The sequence below is a fragment of the Phaeodactylibacter sp. genome (genome assembly GCF_022763345.1).
GTDB lineage: Bacteria > Bacteroidota > Bacteroidia > Chitinophagales > Saprospiraceae > Phaeodactylibacter.
In genome coordinates, this window is sequence record NZ_JALEGS010000021.1 from 72,040 (window position 1) to 90,110 (window position 18,071).

The following is an 18,071-nucleotide window of genomic DNA, read 5'->3' on the forward strand; positions in this document are numbered from 1 at the left end:
AGTTATTATTTAACCGTTCCTTAAAAAATCCAATCGGCGCTCAGGCTCGTATGCCTGTTGAAAATCACCCGATTGAATCATTTTTTAATTGAAAAGTAAGCTATGAAAAATTGTATTGCATTAGTAACCAGTATTATGATGGTCGCGCTCTTAGGTTCTCCCTTGCAGGCGCAGTACGATGGTAAAGCAAAGATGAAGAAGGAAAAAACCAAGATGATGGCCGAAAAGGACATCGTCGACGTAGCGGCTTCTTCCAAAATGCATACCACCCTTGTCGCGGCCGTAAAGGCTGCCGGTCTGGTAGAAACCCTGCAACAGCCCGGGCCATTCACGGTATTTGCGCCGACCAATGCGGCTTTTGAGAAGCTGCCGGAAGGCACCGTACCCACGCTCCTGCTCGAAGAGAACAAGGAGAAGCTGCAGGCCTTGCTGACCTACCACGTCGTGCCTGGCAAAATCACTGCCGATCAGGTGGTGAAAGCCATTAAAGCCAACAACGGCACCGCTACACTGACCACTGTCAATGGTGCAGCACTCAAAGCAATTGCGGAAGGCAACGCCGTCTACCTGATTGATGAGAATGGTAACCGTGCCCAGGTCTTTAAGACTGACCTTGAGGCGTCCAACGGCACCATTCACGTCATTGATACCGTGGTGATGCCATAACAAAGCAAGGTATATCAACCTGCATCAACGTAAACAACAGGCTTAAAACGCCTCTTTAACAGACTTGGCAAGTGCCCGTATCAGGGTTTTGCCAAGTCTTTTTGCTTACTGCCCCCACACCAGTCGAATTGATGCTCTCCTCCTCCTGAACCCCCCGCCTGTCCATCTGTTAGAACAGAAGAACCAACCCACTACTCATGCGATATTTACTGACTTTAACATTATTGCTCGGGCTTATAGCCTGCGCCAACAACACCAATGTATCTGAAGAGCTGCCAGAAACAACCAATGCGAAATCCAGCCGCTGGTCAGATCCTACGCTCATCCTGCCCGATAATTTTGAAGCCGTAGTGGTGGCTGATTCGGTAGGCAGAGCCCGGCACATTGCGGTACGCAACAATGGCGATATTTACATACAATTGCAACAGCTAAAAGACGGAAAAGGTATTGCCGCCCTGCGCGATAATGATGGTGATGGGCGAGCTGACACCCTTGCGTATTTCGGTGAACACACCGGTACGGGGATGGAAATTTACAAAGGCTACCTTTACTGCTCCTCCACAACAGAAGTTTTCCGCTATCCACTGCCGGAAGATGGTGCCCTTGTCCCGGACGAAAACAGCCGCGAGCTCGTGGTAAGCGGCTTCCCTCAACAAGGCTCACACGAAGCCAAATCCCTCACCTTCGACAACGATGGGCACCTGTATGTCAATGTAGGCGCCCCGTCCAATGCCTGCATGAAAGAAGCCCGGACCAAAGGGTCAACCGGTATGGACCCCTGCCCGCAGTTGGAATGGCAAGGCGGCATCTGGCAGTTTGATGCCATGCAGGCCGGGCAAACGCAGCAGGCAAATGGCGAGCGCTTTGCCACCGGGCTGCGCAACTGCGTTGGCATTCAGTTCAATCATGAAGGCAATCAACTGTACGCTATGCAGCACGGGCGCGATCAGCTAAGCTACCTCTTCCCGGGCATGTACAGCTACGAGCAAAATGCCGAACTCCCTTCTGAGGAATTCCTGAAGGTCGATAATGGCGACGACTTTGGCTGGCCCTATTGCTACTACGACCACAAGCAGGGCAAAAAGGTGCTGGCACCGGAGTACGGGGGCGATGGTGAAAAGCAGGGGCGCTGTGAAGGCATCGAGGAGCCGGTTGTGGCCTTCCCCGGGCACATGGCGCCAAATGACCTGGTCTTTTACCACAGCGATCAGTACCCCGAAAAGTACAGGGAGGGCGTTTTCATCGCTTTCCACGGCTCCTGGAACCGGGCCCCGCTGCCCCAAAAAGGCTACTTCGTGGCTTTTGTGCCCATGCGCAACGGCTCAGCCACCGGCGACTGGGAAATCTTCGTGGACAATATCGCCGCTGAGACGACCATTGAGAAACCCAAAGATGCCAAACACCGCCCCACGGGACTGGCAGTCGGGCCCGATGGCAGCCTCTACATTACCGACTCCGTAGAGGGTAAGGTCTGGAAAGTCCGCTACCTCGGATAAACTGAAAAACGAATGGTGCCCTTTTTGACGAGGGGCACCATTCTCATTTACAGGATGTGCGGCCGGCAGCCCTTCGGATTCCCCCGGCATTTTCTTACCTTTGCTAACGAACATTCATTCGTATTTTGAAGTCTGTTTACCAAAAGCATTAACCAAACCATGACAGATAAAACCAAATTAGGCTCCGTAAGCATGGAAGTCGACGATAAAGGCATTGCCCGCCTGACTTTCGAGCACCCTGCAAGCAACTCTCTGCCCGGCCGTTTGCTGGCTCAACTGGCGGACACGATCACCGCTGCGGGAGCAGACCCTGCCGTCAAAGTAATCATCCTGCAAAGTGGAGGCGACCGTGCCTTCTGTGGCGGGGCAAGCTTCGATGAGCTGATCGCCATCAAGGATTTGGACACCGGCAAGCGCTTCTTTATGGGGTTTGCCAATGTCATCAACGCCATGCGCAAATGCCCTAAGTTTATCATCGGGCGCATACAGGGCAAAGCCGTTGGTGGTGGCGTGGGGCTCTGTGCAGCGACCGACTACTGCATCGCCAGCCAATGGGCATCGGTCAAGCTAAGCGAACTGGCGATAGGCATTGGACCGTTTGTAGTGGGCCCGGCCGTGGAGCGTAAAGTGGGCAAATCTGCCATGACGCAGTTAGCCATCAATGCATCGGAATGGCGCACGGCACAGTGGGCGAAGGACAAAGGTTTGTTCGCAGATGTCTTTGAAACCGTGGAGCAACTCGACGCCTATGTGAGCCATCTGGCTGAACGACTGTCGGATTACAGCCCCGAAGCCATGCGGCAGCTCAAAGCGGTCTTCTGGGAAGAAGCCCAGGACTGGGATACGCTGCTCGAAGCCCGCGCCGAACGAAGCGGGGAGCTGGTCCTTTCTGATTTCACCGTGAATGCGATCAATGCCTTCAAACAAAAAGCCTAAGCATGGACCCCCGGCAAATTCTAAAAGACCAATTTCTGCAGATCGTCGATACGCAGTTGAAAGACAATGACCCGGCACATGCCCGGGTGACTTTCGACCGCCTCAGGGCTGCCGGCTACAACGATGAAACAGCCCGCCTGATGATCGCGCAGTGTGTGGCTGCAGAAGTCCGGGAAGTCATGGCAAGCGGAGCGGAATTCAATACCGCCCGCTATATAAAAAACCTGGACCGGTTACCTGAACCACCTGCATGATGTCAAAAAAATCATCCTGACCGAACCATGAATAAAACCGCTATGAAAATCGCAAAAAAATCTCTGCTCGAAGGCTTTCGCCTGATGGCAACCGCCAAAGCTATGACAGAGATTTATGAGGAAAACTTCAAATTCGTTTCCAAGTACGTGCACGCCACCTCCCGGGGGCACGAAGCCATTCAGCTGGCTACCGGCATGCAGCTGCTGCCGCAGGACTATGTGGCGCCCTACTACCGGGATGATGCGCTGCTGCTCGGCATTGGCCTGCAACCCTACGACCTGATGCTGCAACTGATGGCGAAGCGGGACGACCCGTTTTCCGGTGGACGGACGTACTATTCCCATCCCAGTCTGAAGGACGAGGATAAGCCGAAAATCCCGCATCAGTCCTCCGCGACCGGCATGCAGGCTATTCCCACTACAGGCGTGGCTATGGGCATTCAGTACAAAGAGCAGCAGGGGCTGGCAGAGGATTTTGGTGGGAAAAACCCCGTTGTGGTTTGTTCCCTGGGCGATGCTTCTGTAACGGAAGGAGAAGTGGCGGAAGCCCTGCAAATGGCCGCACTTAAGCAATTTCCCATTATTTATCTGGTACAGGACAACGGCTGGGACATCTCTGCTAACGCGGCGGAGACCCGGGCGCAAAATGCCGCCGAGTATGCTGCCGGCTTCAAGGGGATTGAAGTGGAAAGCATTGATGGTAGCGATTTTGCAGCTTGTTACGACACCCTGCGCAAGGTGATCCGTAAAGTGCGTAAGGAGCGCCGCCCGTTTTTGATACACGCTACGGTGCCCCTGCTCAACCACCACACCTCCGGCGTCCGCAAGGAATGGTACCGGGATGACCTGGATGAAGCGGCTGAGCGCGACCCGTACCCGGTACTGCGCGATAAATTGCTCAATGAAGATATTGCTACCGAAGCGGCGGTGGAAAAGATAGAAGCGGAGGCACGGGCGTTGGTTGCTGAGCACTTCGAGCGTGCCCGGGCAGCCGAAGACCCCAAACCGGAAGACTTATACACCCACGATTTTGCGCCCACGCCCATTACCGAAGAGCGGGGCGAGCGGGAACCTGCCGGCGGTACACCAACTGTTATGGTAGACAGCGCCCTCTTTGCGGTGGAGGAACTGATGCGCCAACACAAGGAATGCCTCCTGTATGGTCAGGACGTGGGCGGCCGGCTCGGCGGCGTATTCCGCGAGGCTGCCACCCTGGCGCAGAAATTTGGCGACGACCGGGTGTTCAATACGCCCATTCAGGAAGCTTTCATCATCGGTAGTACCGTGGGGATGTCCGCGACGGGGCTCAAACCTATTGTGGAGGTGCAGTTTGCCGACTACATCTGGCCGGGGCTCAATCAGCTGTTCACGGAAGTCAGCCGGTCGTACTACCTCTCCAATGGCAAATGGCCGGTCAGCAGTATCATCCGGGTGCCGATTGGAGCATACGGCAGCGGTGGCCCATACCACTCTTCCAGTGTGGAATCGGTGGTGACGAACATCCGGGGCGTAAAAATCGCCTATCCGAGCACCGGAGCCGACCTCAAAGGACTGCTGAAGTCCGCCTACTACGACCCGAACCCGGTCGTCATTTTCGAGCACAAAGGGCTGTACTGGTCAAAAATGAAAGGCACTGAAGCTGCCAAAACCATCATGCCCGATGAAGATTATGTCATTCCTTTCGGGAAAGCCCGGGTGGCTTTGCAGGCCAATCCGGAGCAGATAGCGGCAGGCGATTCCCTGGCGGTGATCACCTACGGCATGGGCGTGCACTGGGCGCTGAATGCTGCAAAAGCTTATCCGGGGCAGGTGGAGGTCATTGACCTGCGCACCCTCAGCCCGGTGGATGAGGAGGCGATGTACGATGCTGCCCGCCGTCACAACAAAGTATTGGTGGTCACAGAAGAGCCGGTCCATAACACCTTCGCGCAAAGCCTGGCTGCACGTATTCAGGAGTATTGTTTTGAGCACTTGGATGCACCGGTACGCACGATCGGTTCTGAGAATATGCCGGCTATCCCGCTGAATGAGGTGCTGGAACGGGCTATGGTGCTTTCCATGGAACAGGTGCAGGAGGCTATAGGGGAGGTGCTGGCGTATTAGTTCAAGTCAGGTGGCGGCCTCGCAGTTGCCACGGCCTCATAAAACAACCCAGATGAGCACGTTCCATCCCCGCAACCTCCACCGCGAGGGTTATGATTTTGACAGGCTTACGAAAGCCTATCCGCCCCTGCGGGCGCATGTGGTCAGGAACCCCGCAGGCGAGCCTACGATCTCCTTTTCAGACCCGGAAGCCGTAAAAGCGTTGAATACCGCCCTGCTCATCGGGCACTATGGCCTGCAGCACTGGGACATCCCCGAAGGTTACCTTTGCCCGCCGGTGCCGGGCCGGGCCGACTATCTCCATCATTTGGCGGACCTTCTGGCAGCCGGAGGGCCCCTGCTTACGGGCAAAAATATCCGGATCCTGGACATTGGCACAGGCGCTAATCTGATTTATGCCATCCTGGGGCAGCGCATCTATGATTGGTCTATGGTGGGTACAGAGGTGGACCCGCTCGCGCTGAAAACCGCTAAAGCCCTGATCGATATCAATCCGGTACTGCAAAACGGCATCAGGCTGCGGCAGCAGAAAGATCGCCGTTTCATTTTGGAAGGCATCATCCGTGAGCAGGACTTCTTCCATGCCACCGTTTGCAATCCACCTTTTTACGCCTCTGAAGCAGAGGCAGCCGAGGCTAACGCCCGCAAACGGAAGAATCTCAAGCTCGGAAAGGTAGGCCGCACTGTGGCTGGGCAGCCCGCGGAGCTTTGGACGGAAGGGGGGGAGCGTTCGTTTCTCCTGCAACTCATCAGGGAGAGCCGGGCCTACGGGCAGCAGATCGGCTGGTTTACCACTCTGGTGTCCCAAAAGGATAATTTAGAACCTTTGAAGCACGCCCTGGAAAAAGCGGCGGCTAAAGCGGTGAAGGTCATTCCACTGGCTGCCGGGCAGAAGCGTGCGCGGGTGCTTGCGTGGCGCTTTCAGTAGTAGGGGCATTGTGCTGTTTGCAGAAGCCTGGCTTTTATCCAGTTCTCCGTCCTCACCCTGATTTTAACAAATCCATAGCACTTCCAGAGTTATTAACAGGTTTTTAATACCCGTTAAGCTGGGATTAAACCCCTTCCGGGTACTAGGGGGCAGTTGTTGAAGGATGTATCTTATGGGAAAGATTAAACCAAACCCGACCACCATGAGAATCCTTCAGTTTATAGTTGCCCTGACCATCATCACCACCGCCTTTTCCTGCTCAGATTATGCCCGTCTGGAACGCAAAGAAGACCGCCTCATTGGCGTATGGGAATTTGATAAAGCTTTCTACCGGGGCCATGGGCAAATTTTCCGCGACAACGTCATCGATCAGTTCAACGGAGACATCATCGAATTCTACGAAGACTACACCGCAATTTACGATGACTACAGCGAAGGCATCGTCTACGCCGGGGAATGGGAGCTCTTCTTCGACCGCCAATGGGAAGGTGATGATACAGACATCGAGTTCTTCCTGGATATGTACTTCTTTGACCCTTACGGCCAGGAGTCTTTTGCCTACTTCACCTGCGTGAACCTGATTACGAGAAATAAGCTGCACGTCCAGGCCCGTACCCGTCATGGTTTGTATACTTTTAAGTTTCGGCGGTTGTAAGCATATGAGGGGGCCATGCACCACTGCCTCTACACCCAAGCCAATTTCCCCTCATTCAGCTCTGGCTCCCCGTCAAACCGGTAAGTTAGGGTAGAGCACTCAAGCCGGTAAGTTCCGGAGGCTATTCACTATCTTCGGGCTGTCGGGCTCGCAGTCGATGTAGTTCCTAACAAACATGACTTTGCTGGGTGGGGTGGCGGTAAGCACCGTTTTTGCGCTCATAGCCAAGCTTGCGGAGTAGGACTTTCAGGCGGTCAGAGTGACCGTATATGTCGCCGATGAGGTCTTGTGGGGGGGGATATTTAAATAAGTTTGCTCGAAAAGGCTATTGTGGTGTCCAGTTGGTTTTTCCTTGATTTTTTAGTTTGTTCACTATTCTTGAGCGTCCATTATTCCTGAGAAAAAACAGCTCCTTCCGACAGTCGGAAGGTTTTGAAAAGGAAGCAGCCACTATAGCTGAGTTTTTCCGAGTGGAAATTCAGCTATCCCCTATTGCTGATTACTGTTGCAGATGGAGGCAGTGGCTAACTACCCCTGTCCACCACGGGCCCGCTCAATCATAATCGCCTCAAGGATATTCTCGGTATTCAGCACGCCGAGGAGCTCGCCTTCGGGGTTGTAGACCGGGCAGATGCTCAGGTTGCGCTGGTTCATCAGGTCGTAAGCTTCATTGAGCTCCATGTCCGGCGAGAGCCTGACCCAATCGGTGTTGACGATGCGTTTGATGCGTTCTGCCGGGCCCATTTCCTGGAGGCCGCGCAGGATGTCGTCCCGGGAGATGGTGCCGATAAGGTCGCCCTGTTCAGTGACGATGAAGTCCTTTTCCTGTCCGTCCAGCAGGGTGTCGATGGCTTCGCTGATGGGCGACCAGGCATCCATTTCGGTGAATTGGTGCATGAGTACGTCTGAGACCTTGAGGTCAGTGAGGAGGTGGCGGGTGGTTTCGTAACGCGATTCTCCGCTGGCGCCCAGAAAGATGAACAGCCCGATAAAGATCAGCCAGAAGTCGTACATAAAGCCCAGGAAGACGAAACCAATGGCCAGAAATTGCCCGATCTGAGCGGCTATGGCGGTGGCTTTGGCCCGGTCGAACTTCATCGACAGCAGTGCCCGCAGTACCCGCCCGCCATCCATGGGGAAGGCCGGGATGAGGTTGAAGAGCACCAGGATGATGTTGACTGCGAGCAAGTTGGGGATAAAGGCATTGCCCAGGCTGATCTGGCTTGGGTCTTCCAGTTGCTCGGTAGGGAAGGTGATGCCTGCTACCTGCATCACGATAAAGAGCAGAAGGGCAATCACGACATTTACAGCGGGCCCGGCAATGGCTACGAGCAGTTCCTCGCGGGGCTTCTCCGGCATTTTCTCCAAACTTGCCACCCCGCCAATTGGCAAAAGGGTAATGCGGCGGGTGGGGACGCCAAAGCGCCGGGCGGTCAGGGCGTGCCCGTATTCGTGCAGCACCACGCAGGCGAAGAGGGTGAGGATAAAGGCCACGCCCAGCAGGGCTTCCTGCATGTTTTGCCCGGAGCCCAGGCTCGAGAGGAAAATCCAACCCAGCAGAATCAGGAATGTCCAGTGGATGTAGACATTGATGCCGAAGAGGCGGGCAATCTTAAGGGACCAGCTCATGGTAGGTTTTATTAATTAAACCGTCTGATGCCTCGATTTTGTTCGGCAAAAAAGAAAAGGCTGCTTCCTGTTACCGGAAACAGCCCTGCTTAATATGCTTTAATATGCCTTACTGGCAGCCCATGCTGGCCAGTTGCTCTTCCAGGTTTTTGACCTTGGCCTGGCCGTCAGCCAGTTTCATGCGCTCGCGTTCCACTACCGGTGCGGGAGCATTATTGACGAAGCGCTCGTTGCTCAGCTTTTTCTCCACGCTGGCTACGAACCCTTTTTGGTATTCCAGGTCTTCTTTGAGCTTTTTACACTCCGCTTCCAGGTCGATTTCCTGATTCAGCTCCAGGAAAAACTGGGTCTTGCCGGACAGGAAGGATACACTGTTGGGCACTTCTTCGCTGGTGAAGTCCAGCCCGGACAGGTTCGCCATCTTAATGATCATCTCGCGCAGCCCGGTAAGTTCGAACAACGCGCGGCTGTTGGCTTCGTCCTGAACGAAAAGGGCGAGCTCATCCTTCATCTTCACACCCTTGCTGTTGCGGGTTTCCCGTACACTGGCTACGATGTTCTTGGCCTGCTCAATGCGGTCGATCAGCGCCTGATCGTAGGCCTTAGCGGTTGGGTACGTGCTCATCACACAGTCATCCCCATCTGCCCGCTCTCGCAGGTTGTGCCAGATTTCTTCGGTGATGAAGGGCATGAACGGGTGCAGCAGGGTCATCAGCCGCTCGTAAATGCTGAGGGAAGCCTCAAGAGTCTCTGCATCGATCGGGGCACCGTAGTCGGGCTTGATCATCTCCAGGTACCAGCTGCAGAAGTCGTCCCATATGAGCTTGTACAGCATCATGAGGGCGTCTGAAAGGCGGTACTGCTCATATTGTTGCCCCAGCTTTTCGATGGTCTCGTTCAGCCGCTGCTCCATCCACTGTACGGCCAGGCGGTTGATGGCATCGCCTTCGCCGGGTTTGACCTCCCAGCCCTTCATGAGGCGGAGGGCATTCCACATTTTATTGCAGAAGTTGCGGCCCTGCTCGCAGAGCTTGCTTTCGTTCAGAACCTCCTTGGTTTCCGGATCGAAAGGGGCATCAAATACAATATCGTTGCCGGCTGCTGCACTGGAAAGCATGGCGAAGCGCACGCCATCCGCACCGTAGTTTTCAATGAGTTGCAGGGCATCCGGTGAGTTGCCGAGCGACTTGCTCATCTTGCGGCGGTCTTTGTCGCGGACCATACCGGTGAAGTAGACGTCGTTGAAAGGTTGAACACCTTTCGTTGTTTTGGTCTTTTCATCCAGCAGCCCTGGAGCATATTCATACCCCATCATGATCATACGGGCCACCCAGAAGAAAATGATGTCCCAGCCCGTCACCAGTACATTGGTCGGGTAGTAATAATTCAGCTCCTCGCTGGTCTCGAAGCCATCAAATACGGAAATCGGCCAGAGCTGGGAGGAGAACCAGGTGTCCAGCACGTCTTCGTCCTGATGCAGGTCGTCCAGTTGCAGGTCCGGTTTGCCCAGTTCTGTCCGGGCTTTGTCCAAGGCTTCGGCAGCTGTTTCGGCCACGAAGATTTTATCCTCGTAGTACCAGGCCGGGATGCGCTGCCCCCACCACAGCTGACGGGAGATGCACCAGTCGCGGATGTTGTCTTCCTTCAGCCAGCTGTTGAACATATTGTAGAAGTGCTCCGGGAAGAAGCTCACTTCGTCCGTTTCCACTGCCTTTAGCGCCGTTTGGGCAAAGTCCTTCATTTCCAGGAACCACTGCAGCGTCAGGCGGGGCTCTACGATGGCGTCGGTCCGCTCGGAACGGCCAACTTTATTGCGGTAGTCTTCGTCCTTCACCAGGTGCCCGCCGGCTTTGAGGTCTTTAACGATCAGCTTGCGGGCTTTAAAGCGGTCTTCGCCTACGTAAAGCTGTGCCGCTTCGCTCATGGTGCCATCGGCGTTCAGTACGTCGATGACTTCCAGCCCGTGCCGCTCGCCGATTTCATTATCGTTCATGTCGTGGGCAGGGGTGATTTTAAGGGCACCCGTACCAAACTCCATGTCCACATAGCGGTCTTCAATAATCGGGATGGCGCGGCCGATCAACGGGACAATAGCTTTTTTGCCCTTGAGGTGAGTGAAGCGCTCATCGTCCGGGTTGACGGCAATTGCGGTATCGCCCAGGATAGTCTCGGGGCGTACGGTTGCAATCGTTATGTACTCGCCTTCCGTACCCTCGATCTTATAGCGGAGGTAGTATAGTTTGGAGTTTTCGTCCTTATAAATTACCTCCTCGTTGGACAGTACGGTCTGCGCTTCCGGGTCCCAGTTGGTCATGCGCAGCCCGCGGTAGACTTTGCCTTTGTTGTAGAGGTCTACGAATACCTTGAGGACGGCTTCGGAAAGCTTGTCCTCCATCGTGAAGCGGGTACGCTCCCAGTCGCAGGAAGCGCCCAGCTTTTTGAGCTGATCGAGGATGATACCGCCGTATTTGTCTTTCCATTCAAAGGCGTACTTCATGAACTCGTCGCGGCTGAGGTCGGACTTTTTGATGCCCCGCTCGCGCAGCATTTTCACCACTTTGGCCTCCGTGGCAATAGAGGCGTGGTCCATGCCCGGTACCCAGCAGGCATTTTTGCCCTCCAGTCGGGCCTTGCGGATGAGGATGTCCTGAATGGTATTGTTGAGCATGTGCCCCATGTGGAGTACGCCGGTTACGTTGGGCGGCGGGATCACGATACTGTAAGGCTCGCGCTCGTCGGGCTCGGAGTGGAAGTAGTCTTTGGACAGCCAGTGGTCGTACCATTTGGCTTCGGTATCCTGTGGGTTATAGCGGGTGGAAAGCTCCATATTTTACTATCTGGGAATGATCAGTTTGAAATGCTGCAAATATATATTTTTATTCGGTTCCTTCAGTTGCAGGACGTACAATCCCGAAGATAAATCGGGGAGTTGCAGTTCGTGCCTGCCGGGGCTCAGCCCGGCCCAGGACCGGATAGGCTGGCCGAGGGCAGAAACAAGCGTGGCGGACAGTACCTGATTGCCGGTATTGGCCACCCAAACCCGTCCATCGGAGGGCAGGGTAGGGAAGACCTTAACCAGACCCGGCTGTTCTACCATGGTGGTACTGACTATAACCGGGCAGTCAAAGCTAAAGGTGCACTGTGCATCGTCTACGGACGAATAAGCAAGGGTGTCAGCCAGGCGGAAGCACTGTAGTTCTGAGTATTCGCTCGGGTTGAGCAATCCCCGGTAGAGGGGTCCGGCCAGGCTGCCCACGCCGGCAATCCAGGTTTCCTGCAGCCCGTTGGTGGGCACAAAGTTGATCACGGTGCGGATATTTGTTCCTGAACCTACGGTAACAACGCTAGCTACTTTGAGCATGGTGCTACCGGAAAACTCAACAAACTCCAGCATGATTTCATCGCCAGCTTGCAGGCTGAAATCGTACAAGAGGTATTCCTGCGTCTCTCCGGGGCGGACAAAGAAGCTGCGCACGCCGGTTGACCGAACTGCAGCGAGATAGGTGGTGTCACCACTATCCGGGCTGATACTGAGCATAGGCGTGTAGTGGCGCCCACCGATCAGCGTATCCCCACAGGCGACTTGCCGAAAGGTGTCAAGCCCGGCAATATTGCTCTGAAAGCCCTGCCAGACAGCGTCCTGTACCGGAAAAGACTGCCCTGTTGCCGGGCGGGTCGACAGCAGGGCAAGCCATAGGATAAAAGCAATGCGTTGTAGCATAAATGCGGTTTTATTTTACCGCAGGCGCCTCATCAAAAATCGGAGCTTCCACTTGCGTGCGGAGCAGGTCTTCCATGTTTTCCCGCTTGCGGATCAGGTAGGCCTGCCCTTCGTGGACGAGCACCTCTGCGGGCCGGTAGCGGGAATTGTAGTTGGAAGCCATTGAGAAACAATAAGCACCTGCATTATGCATACAAATGAAATCGCCCTCCTGAAGTTCCGTCATTTGCCGATTTATACCAAAAGTATCCGTTTCACAGATGTATCCGACTACGGTGTAGAAGCGGGCTTTGCCTTTGGGGCGGGAGATATTGGTGATTTTGTGGTATGCGTTGTAGAACATCGGCCGGATAAAGTGGTTCAGCCCGGAGTCCACGCCCGCAAAGACGGTGGAGGTGGTTTGCTTGATGACATTTACCTGCGCAAAGAAGTAGCCGGCCTCGCTTACCATGAATTTGCCAGGCTCAAACATCAGCTTGAGGTCCTTGCCATATTCTTCGCAAAACTTATTGAAACGCTCCGATATGCGGCTACCCAACTCCTCAATATCCGTTTCCACATCCCCCGGCTTATAGGCCACTTTGAAGCCACTGCCAAAGTCGATGTAGTCGAGGTCGGGAAATTCCTTAGCGATGTTCAGCAGGATTTCTGCCCCGCTCAGGAAGACTTCCGGGTCTAGGATGTCTGAACCGGTGTGCATGTGGACGCCTTCCACCTTCAGTCCGGTCGCCTCCACAATGCGGTGCACAAGCGGCATTTGGTGGAAGGAGATGCCAAACTTGGAGTCGATATGCCCCACTGAGGTTTTGGCATTGGCCCCAGCCATGATGTGGGGATTAATGCGGATACAAACGGGGGTATCCGGGAAGGCCTGTCCAAACTGTTCCAGAATGGAAGTATTGTCGATATTGATTTTTACGCCGTATTCCACTGCTTCTTCAATTTCTTCGAGGCTGACGCAGTTGGGCGTGAAGATGATGTCCTGTGGGTCAAAGCCCGCCCGTATGCCCATGGATACTTCCTGCACAGATACTGTGTCCAGTCCGGATCCCATCTTCCGGAAGAGTTTCAGGATATTGATATTCGACAACGCTTTGCAGGCGTAGTTGAGCTGCAGGCGTTTGACTTTCATGGCATTTTCCATGCGTTTGTACTGCCGCTGAATAATGGCACTGTCATACACATAAAGCGGGCAGCCATACTCCTCGATGAGCTGCAGCGGATCCACGCCTCCGCTAAGGACGTAACGGTCGTTGTCTAAAACCATGGTCTTGAGTTCATTTTAGCCTGCAAAGATAAAGAATGGATCAGGAAAAATGGGGCTTATCGGCAGGCTAATGCCCCATAAAACGTTTATTGATAGCCACAATGCGCTCAAGGATATCCAGGACAGCCTTGAGGTTGCCGGTTTTTTCCTGTTTTGGATGCAGGAGCAGGTACTCTCGGAAGCCCTGCGCCACTTTGTCGGCATCATTGGTTTTGGAGGAGAAACGACTAAGCATTTCGAGGATGTCCTCTTGTCGCTGATGGTTGTCGGTGGTGAGAACAGGATGATCGGAAAGCTCTAATTCGAGCAGAAGCGCGGGGTCTGCATCGAAGAAATAGGCAATCCTGAGGAAATTGGCCGCATTAGGTTCTACGGTCCCCGTTTCATAAGAAGCAATATTGCTTCGCTTCAACCCTACTTCCTGTGCCAGCTTTTGCTGGCTAAGCCCGCGAGCTCTTCTTAGCGATTTGAGATTTCGCGAAAATGGAGTCTTTGCCAATGCTACGTCAAATAAATAGGTAAAGCCCTCATCCACGCAAGCCATGAGGGGTTTAAAACAATTTCGCAATTTAGGAAATCTTTTGATTTAGCGCTCAGAAAATCAAAGGCGGGCACAAAAAAACCGGGCTTACCTTATTCAGGCGCCCGGGTTTGTCAGGTGATTCGATTAATAGGGAGTGGCTTTATTTGGTCCGCATCCCTGCAAATTCAGGGTGGCGGTTCATCCAGCCTGACATAAAGGAACAGGTGGTTTTAATTTTATAGCCCATTTTCTCAGCGAAGCGAACGGCTTCCATGGCCATTTTTTCTTCGATGTCTACGCCGCTGAGTACTTCCGGGACATAGGTTTTTTTAATTTCCAGTACATTCGGGTTAGGATCTGTGTGGATGTGGTACTGCATGTACACATCTTCGTCCCCCTTCATATCGAAGCGGAACTGTTCGCGTGAAGTATCCTGATGAATGTCTAACGCTTGTTTCGTAATTTCCATAATAAACTTGATGTGTTTTGGTTCCTGAGCCTATCAGCTCTAATTACTCGATGTAGACGGTTTTGGGATTGGTAAATTCCCTAAGACCGTAGTGGGACAGCTCTCTGCCGTAGCCGCTGTCTTTAATGCCACCAAAGGGCAATCGCGGGTCTGACTTAACCATCTCATTTACAAAACAGGCCCCTGCCTGCAGATGTTCGCGCGCTATGTGTTCGCCCCGTTCGATATTCTGAGTGAATACGGCGCTGCCCAGCCCAAAGCTGGTATCATTGGCGATCAGGATAGCTTCTTCTTCGTCCCAGGCCTGAATGACAGAAGCGACCGGGCCAAAGAATTCTTCATGATAAGCCGGAGTGCCCTTTTTAACATCGGTAAGGATGGTGGGGGGGTAGAAAAAGCCTTTGCCCTTCGGCTTTTTACCGCCGATTAGTCGTTTGGCACCGCCTTTAAGGCTTTTTTTCACTTGCGCGTGAAGCTGGTCGCGAAGGTCCTGCCGCGCCAAAGGCCCGAGGGCGGTTTCGGCTTCCAGAGGGTCGCCCATGACGGCTTCCTCCATCTGTGCTTTGAAGGCTTCCAGGAACTGATTGTACACCTGCCGCATCACGATGAAGCGCTTGGCACCGATACAGCTTTGCCCGTTGTTGAGCAACCGCCCTTTGGTGCAGACTTGTGCCGCTTTGATGACGTCTGCATCATCAAGAATGAGGTAGGGGTCGCTGCCTCCCAATTCCAGTACGGTCTTTTTTAGGGCTTTGCCTGCCATACCCGCTACGGCCCGCCCCGCGCCGACGCTGCCTGTGAGGGTCACCCCTCTAACAACGCGGTTTTTGATGATCTTCTTGATGCGCTTTTCGTCAATAATCAAACTGGAAAAAACGCCCTTGGGGAAGCCGGCTTTCTCCATGATGTCGGCAATGGCCAGGGCACAGCCGGGCACATTCGGGGCATGCTTGAGCAGAATGGTGTTCCCCGCCATGAGGTTGGGCGCCGCAAAGCGAAAAACCTGCCAAAAGGGAAAATTCCAGGGCATCACCGCCAGAATAACGCCCAGGGGACGGTAGGAGATATAGCTTTTTGAGGCTTCTGTGGCAATGTATTCATCCCTCAGGAAGCGCTCGGCGTTTTGGGCGTAGTAAAGGCATACCCAGGCGCATTTCTCCACCTCGGCCTTAGCGTCTTTGAGGAGTTTGCCCATTTCGCGGGTGATGAGCATCGCCAGGGCATCTTGTTCCTCCCCTAAAATACGGGCGGCCTCCCGGAGCAAGCGGGCCCTTTCCTCCAAGTCGGTGCGGCTCCATTCCTGAAAGGCGGCCTGCGCGCCAAAGATGGTTTTATTCAGCTTCTTGTTGCTGATAAGCTTATAGGATTTAACATTTTTGCCCGTCGTCGGGTCGATCGCAGTTTGCATATTATTGTGGAGTCATTTTTTTTAAAGTGAGATTCCGAGTGTTTGGCTGATGTCCAGTAGCTGTACTTCAAGCTCGTCCAATTCATGGTACCACTGCCCAAGGACACTGTCCTGCTTCAGGTGCTGGGTGCGTTCGCTGAGTCGTTGGTATTGCTGCTCTAAAGCCTTTGCCTGGGCGCGCAGTCTGTTGGCTTCCTGCTTAGGGACGCTGTAAGCTTTGCGCCGCATTTTTTCCGTGCGCCGGTTGATCTCCTGCATTGCTTCGCCTAGCCGTAGCAACATAACTTCCCGGATGCTGTCCCGCACTTCATAGACATCATCGCTATCCGGCGGGACGGTATTGTCGATGGGGCGGCATTGCAGCAGGAGCAAGCTGAGTAGTAGGACTGTTGTATAGGTTTTCTGCATTTGCTAAAATCTAAAGCTGTGAATGAACCCTTCCAATATAGTGAATCCCGTGGACTAGGCGGATGACCTTTAATTCGTTTGAATTTGAGTTTATATCTTTATAAAATCCCTATATTTCGGCTCAAACCAAGCAACCTGTCTTAGAAACATGCACTACCGGCTGATGTTCTCCTTTGTTTTCTTGTGCGCTGTTTTGCCCAGCCTTTGCGGGCAGGAGCAGAAGGTAGTCGGTTATTTGCAGTACGGGCGGAGCTACATGCTGGATGAAATACAGTTTGAAAAGCTGACCCACCTATGTATCGCCTTTGCCAACCCGGATGAGAAGGGCCGGCTGCAAACGGGAGGTGTTGACATCAGCCCGATCGTCAAAAAAGCCAGGGCAGCGAATGTCAAAGTGCTGATCTCAGTAGCAGGTGGCGCACTTGACCCGGACTGGGCGGCGGCCTGGAAGACCTACATGCAGCCTTGGAACCGGCAGTATTTCGTAGAAGAGATCATGCGCTACGTCCGCCGGCATCAGTTGGACGGGGTAGATGTGGACCTGGAGTGGAAGCATGTAGATCACCATTACAGCCCTTTCGTTCTGGCGCTGGGGCGGGCTTTGCACGCTGAGGGCAAGCTCATCACAGCGGCATTGCCGGGTAAAAAGCGTTACAAGCACATTACAGATGCAGCGCTCCGCATTTTTGACTTCATCAATATCATGGCTTATGACCTGACTGGCCCCTGGGACCCCAACCTTTCCGGGCCACACTCGCCTTATACTTTTGCCGAGTCCTGCCTGCAGTACTGGAAAAAGCAAGGAGTGCCTTCCGGCAAACTGGTACTAGGCCTGCCTTTTTATGGTTGGGACTTTACCAACCGGGACCGCATCCGGTCTGTAAATTATGGCGTAATTGTAGACCGCAACCCGGCATTTGCCCACCTCGATCAGGTCGGGCAATTGTATTTTAACGGCCTGATCACGATCACGGCAAAAACGGAACTGGCCCTACAGCACGCTGGTGGAGTCATGCTTTGGGAGCTCGGCCGGGATGCCTTCAACGAATACTCCCTGCTGGAGGCCGTCAGCCGCGTAGTGCGGGGAGACACCTCGGCTTTGCCTGAGCCGCCGCCTGCCCTTGCCAAAACGGAGGTGAAAAAAGATAAAATCACTGATTTGCGCATTAATCAGCAACGCAAAGCCACCGCCCGTTTTATAGGGCCTATGTTGCCGGCTGATACAGTGGATGCCGATTTCGGAGAGGTACCGCTCGCCGCGGAAAGAGCAGATCCTTATCGTTTGGACCTGGAGGTCTTGCCCAACCCTTTTACGGATACCATAACCATCGTGAATCATGAAATGGGGCCCATCCATCTGGTCCTGACCAATGACAGAGGCCAAGTGCTGTTTGAGTCTGATGTACAGCCAAATTCTACTCTGACTTGGGAAACTTCCAGCTTCCCGCACGGTTATTATACTTTCTCCGCTATGGTAGGGGGGCGGCAGCTGTCCCGCCGGCTGATCAAGCGGATTCCTACGGATAAGCCGTTGAACGGTGTGCAATCTAAAGGAGGGGTACTGCAAAACTGGCCCCAACACTAAGCAGAAACATCCAAATTGAACCA

16 protein-coding genes are annotated in these 18,071 nt (G+C 53.8%); 8 read left to right on the plus strand and 8 right to left on the minus strand.

Going from position 1 to position 18,071, the window contains the following annotated elements; translation table 11 throughout:
- Nucleotides 1-102: 102 nt before the first annotated feature.
- The 7 genes from MRY86_RS05775 (at nt 103) to MRY86_RS05805 (ending at nt 7,038) form a co-directional block, all read left to right on the plus strand.
- Nucleotides 103-666, plus strand: a complete 564-nt coding sequence (locus tag MRY86_RS05775) for a fasciclin domain-containing protein (RefSeq protein WP_293569599.1) — start codon at nt 103-105, stop codon at nt 664-666.
- Between the two features lie 197 nt (nt 667-863).
- Complete coding sequence (locus MRY86_RS05780) at nt 864-2,162, plus strand: PQQ-dependent sugar dehydrogenase (RefSeq protein WP_293569601.1); 1,299 nt, start codon at nt 864-866, stop codon at nt 2,160-2,162.
- Between the two features lie 159 nt (nt 2,163-2,321).
- On the plus strand, nt 2,322-3,098 hold the full coding sequence (locus MRY86_RS05785) for an enoyl-CoA hydratase/isomerase family protein (protein ID WP_293569603.1): 777 nt from the start codon (nt 2,322-2,324) through the stop codon (nt 3,096-3,098).
- Nucleotides 3,099-3,100: 2 nt separating this feature from the next.
- The gene (locus MRY86_RS05790; RefSeq protein ID WP_293569605.1) at nt 3,101-3,352 is read left to right on the plus strand and encodes a hypothetical protein; all 252 of its coding nucleotides are present in this window, start codon (nt 3,101-3,103) and stop codon (nt 3,350-3,352) included.
- A gap of 42 nt (nt 3,353-3,394) precedes the next feature.
- Complete coding sequence (locus MRY86_RS05795; RefSeq protein ID WP_293569607.1) at nt 3,395-5,455, plus strand: alpha-ketoacid dehydrogenase subunit alpha/beta; 2,061 nt, start codon at nt 3,395-3,397, stop codon at nt 5,453-5,455.
- A gap of 52 nt (nt 5,456-5,507) precedes the next feature.
- Nucleotides 5,508-6,383 carry a 23S rRNA (adenine(1618)-N(6))-methyltransferase RlmF gene (gene rlmF / locus MRY86_RS05800; protein WP_293569609.1) on the plus strand — a complete coding sequence of 292 codons (876 nt, stop codon included), beginning with the start codon at nt 5,508-5,510 and terminating at the stop codon, nt 6,381-6,383.
- Nucleotides 6,384-6,585: 202 nt separating this feature from the next.
- Nucleotides 6,586-7,038, plus strand: coding sequence for a hypothetical protein (locus MRY86_RS05805; protein WP_293569611.1), 453 nt, complete (start codon nt 6,586-6,588; stop codon nt 7,036-7,038).
- Between the two features lie 528 nt (nt 7,039-7,566).
- Here MRY86_RS05805 and MRY86_RS05810 read toward each other — a convergent pair.
- From MRY86_RS05810 to MRY86_RS05845, 8 genes are all read right to left on the minus strand, one after another.
- Nucleotides 7,567-8,667 (minus strand): site-2 protease family protein, encoded by a 1,101-nt coding sequence (locus tag MRY86_RS05810; RefSeq protein ID WP_293569613.1) that lies wholly within the window; start codon nt 8,665-8,667, stop codon nt 7,567-7,569.
- A gap of 109 nt (nt 8,668-8,776) precedes the next feature.
- On the minus strand, nt 8,777-11,494 hold the full coding sequence (locus MRY86_RS05815) for a valine--tRNA ligase (RefSeq protein ID WP_293569615.1): 2,718 nt from the start codon (nt 11,492-11,494) through the stop codon (nt 8,777-8,779).
- A 6-nt stretch (nt 11,495-11,500) separates the two neighbouring features.
- Nucleotides 11,501-12,388, minus strand: coding sequence for a T9SS type A sorting domain-containing protein (locus tag MRY86_RS05820; RefSeq protein WP_293569617.1), 888 nt, complete (start codon nt 12,386-12,388; stop codon nt 11,501-11,503).
- Between the two features lie 10 nt (nt 12,389-12,398).
- On the minus strand, nt 12,399-13,655 hold the full coding sequence (lysA, locus tag MRY86_RS05825) for a diaminopimelate decarboxylase (protein WP_293569619.1): 1,257 nt from the start codon (nt 13,653-13,655) through the stop codon (nt 12,399-12,401).
- 67 nt (nt 13,656-13,722) lie between these two features.
- Entirely contained in the window at nt 13,723-14,223 is a 501-nt protein-coding gene (locus MRY86_RS05830; RefSeq protein ID WP_293571056.1) for a helix-turn-helix transcriptional regulator, read from the minus strand.
- Nucleotides 14,224-14,338: 115 nt separating this feature from the next.
- Nucleotides 14,339-14,647 (minus strand): GNAT family N-acetyltransferase, encoded by a 309-nt coding sequence (locus MRY86_RS05835; RefSeq protein ID WP_293569623.1) that lies wholly within the window; start codon nt 14,645-14,647, stop codon nt 14,339-14,341.
- 43 nt (nt 14,648-14,690) lie between these two features.
- Nucleotides 14,691-16,055, minus strand: a complete 1,365-nt coding sequence (locus tag MRY86_RS05840) for an NAD-dependent succinate-semialdehyde dehydrogenase (RefSeq protein WP_293571058.1) — start codon at nt 16,053-16,055, stop codon at nt 14,691-14,693.
- Between the two features lie 21 nt (nt 16,056-16,076).
- On the minus strand, nt 16,077-16,463 hold the full coding sequence (locus MRY86_RS05845) for a hypothetical protein (RefSeq protein WP_293569627.1): 387 nt from the start codon (nt 16,461-16,463) through the stop codon (nt 16,077-16,079).
- A 148-nt stretch (nt 16,464-16,611) separates the two neighbouring features.
- On the opposite strand from MRY86_RS05845, the gene MRY86_RS05850 reads away from it, so the two are divergent.
- Entirely contained in the window at nt 16,612-18,048 is a 1,437-nt protein-coding gene (locus tag MRY86_RS05850; protein ID WP_293569629.1) for a glycosyl hydrolase family 18 protein, read from the plus strand.
- Nucleotides 18,049-18,071: the final 23 nt, after the last annotated feature.

Coding starts and splice junctions, on each gene's coding strand:
- MRY86_RS05790 (WP_293569605.1), top strand. CDS start 3,101: ATGGACCCCCGGCAAATTCTAAAAGACCAATTTCTGCAGATCGTCGAT.
- MRY86_RS05775 (WP_293569599.1), top strand. CDS start 103: ATGAAAAATTGTATTGCATTAGTAACCAGTATTATGATGGTCGCGCTC.
- MRY86_RS05785 (WP_293569603.1), top strand. CDS start 2,322: ATGACAGATAAAACCAAATTAGGCTCCGTAAGCATGGAAGTCGACGAT.
- MRY86_RS05815 (WP_293569615.1), bottom strand. CDS start 11,494: ATGGAGCTTTCCACCCGCTATAACCCACAGGATACCGAAGCCAAATGG.
- MRY86_RS05795 (WP_293569607.1), top strand. CDS start 3,395: ATGAAAATCGCAAAAAAATCTCTGCTCGAAGGCTTTCGCCTGATGGCA.
- MRY86_RS05850 (WP_293569629.1), top strand. CDS start 16,612: ATGCACTACCGGCTGATGTTCTCCTTTGTTTTCTTGTGCGCTGTTTTG.
- MRY86_RS05845 (WP_293569627.1), bottom strand. CDS start 16,463: ATGCAGAAAACCTATACAACAGTCCTACTACTCAGCTTGCTCCTGCTG.
- MRY86_RS05805 (WP_293569611.1), top strand. CDS start 6,586: ATGAGAATCCTTCAGTTTATAGTTGCCCTGACCATCATCACCACCGCC.
- MRY86_RS05780 (WP_293569601.1), top strand. CDS start 864: ATGCGATATTTACTGACTTTAACATTATTGCTCGGGCTTATAGCCTGC.
- MRY86_RS05835 (WP_293569623.1), bottom strand. CDS start 14,647: ATGGAAATTACGAAACAAGCGTTAGACATTCATCAGGATACTTCACGC.
- MRY86_RS05810 (WP_293569613.1), bottom strand. CDS start 8,667: ATGAGCTGGTCCCTTAAGATTGCCCGCCTCTTCGGCATCAATGTCTAC.
- MRY86_RS05820 (WP_293569617.1), bottom strand. CDS start 12,388: ATGCTACAACGCATTGCTTTTATCCTATGGCTTGCCCTGCTGTCGACC.
- MRY86_RS05840 (WP_293571058.1), bottom strand. CDS start 16,055: ATGCAAACTGCGATCGACCCGACGACGGGCAAAAATGTTAAATCCTAT.
- rlmF (WP_293569609.1), top strand. CDS start 5,508: ATGAGCACGTTCCATCCCCGCAACCTCCACCGCGAGGGTTATGATTTT.
- lysA (WP_293569619.1), bottom strand. CDS start 13,655: ATGGTTTTAGACAACGACCGTTACGTCCTTAGCGGAGGCGTGGATCCG.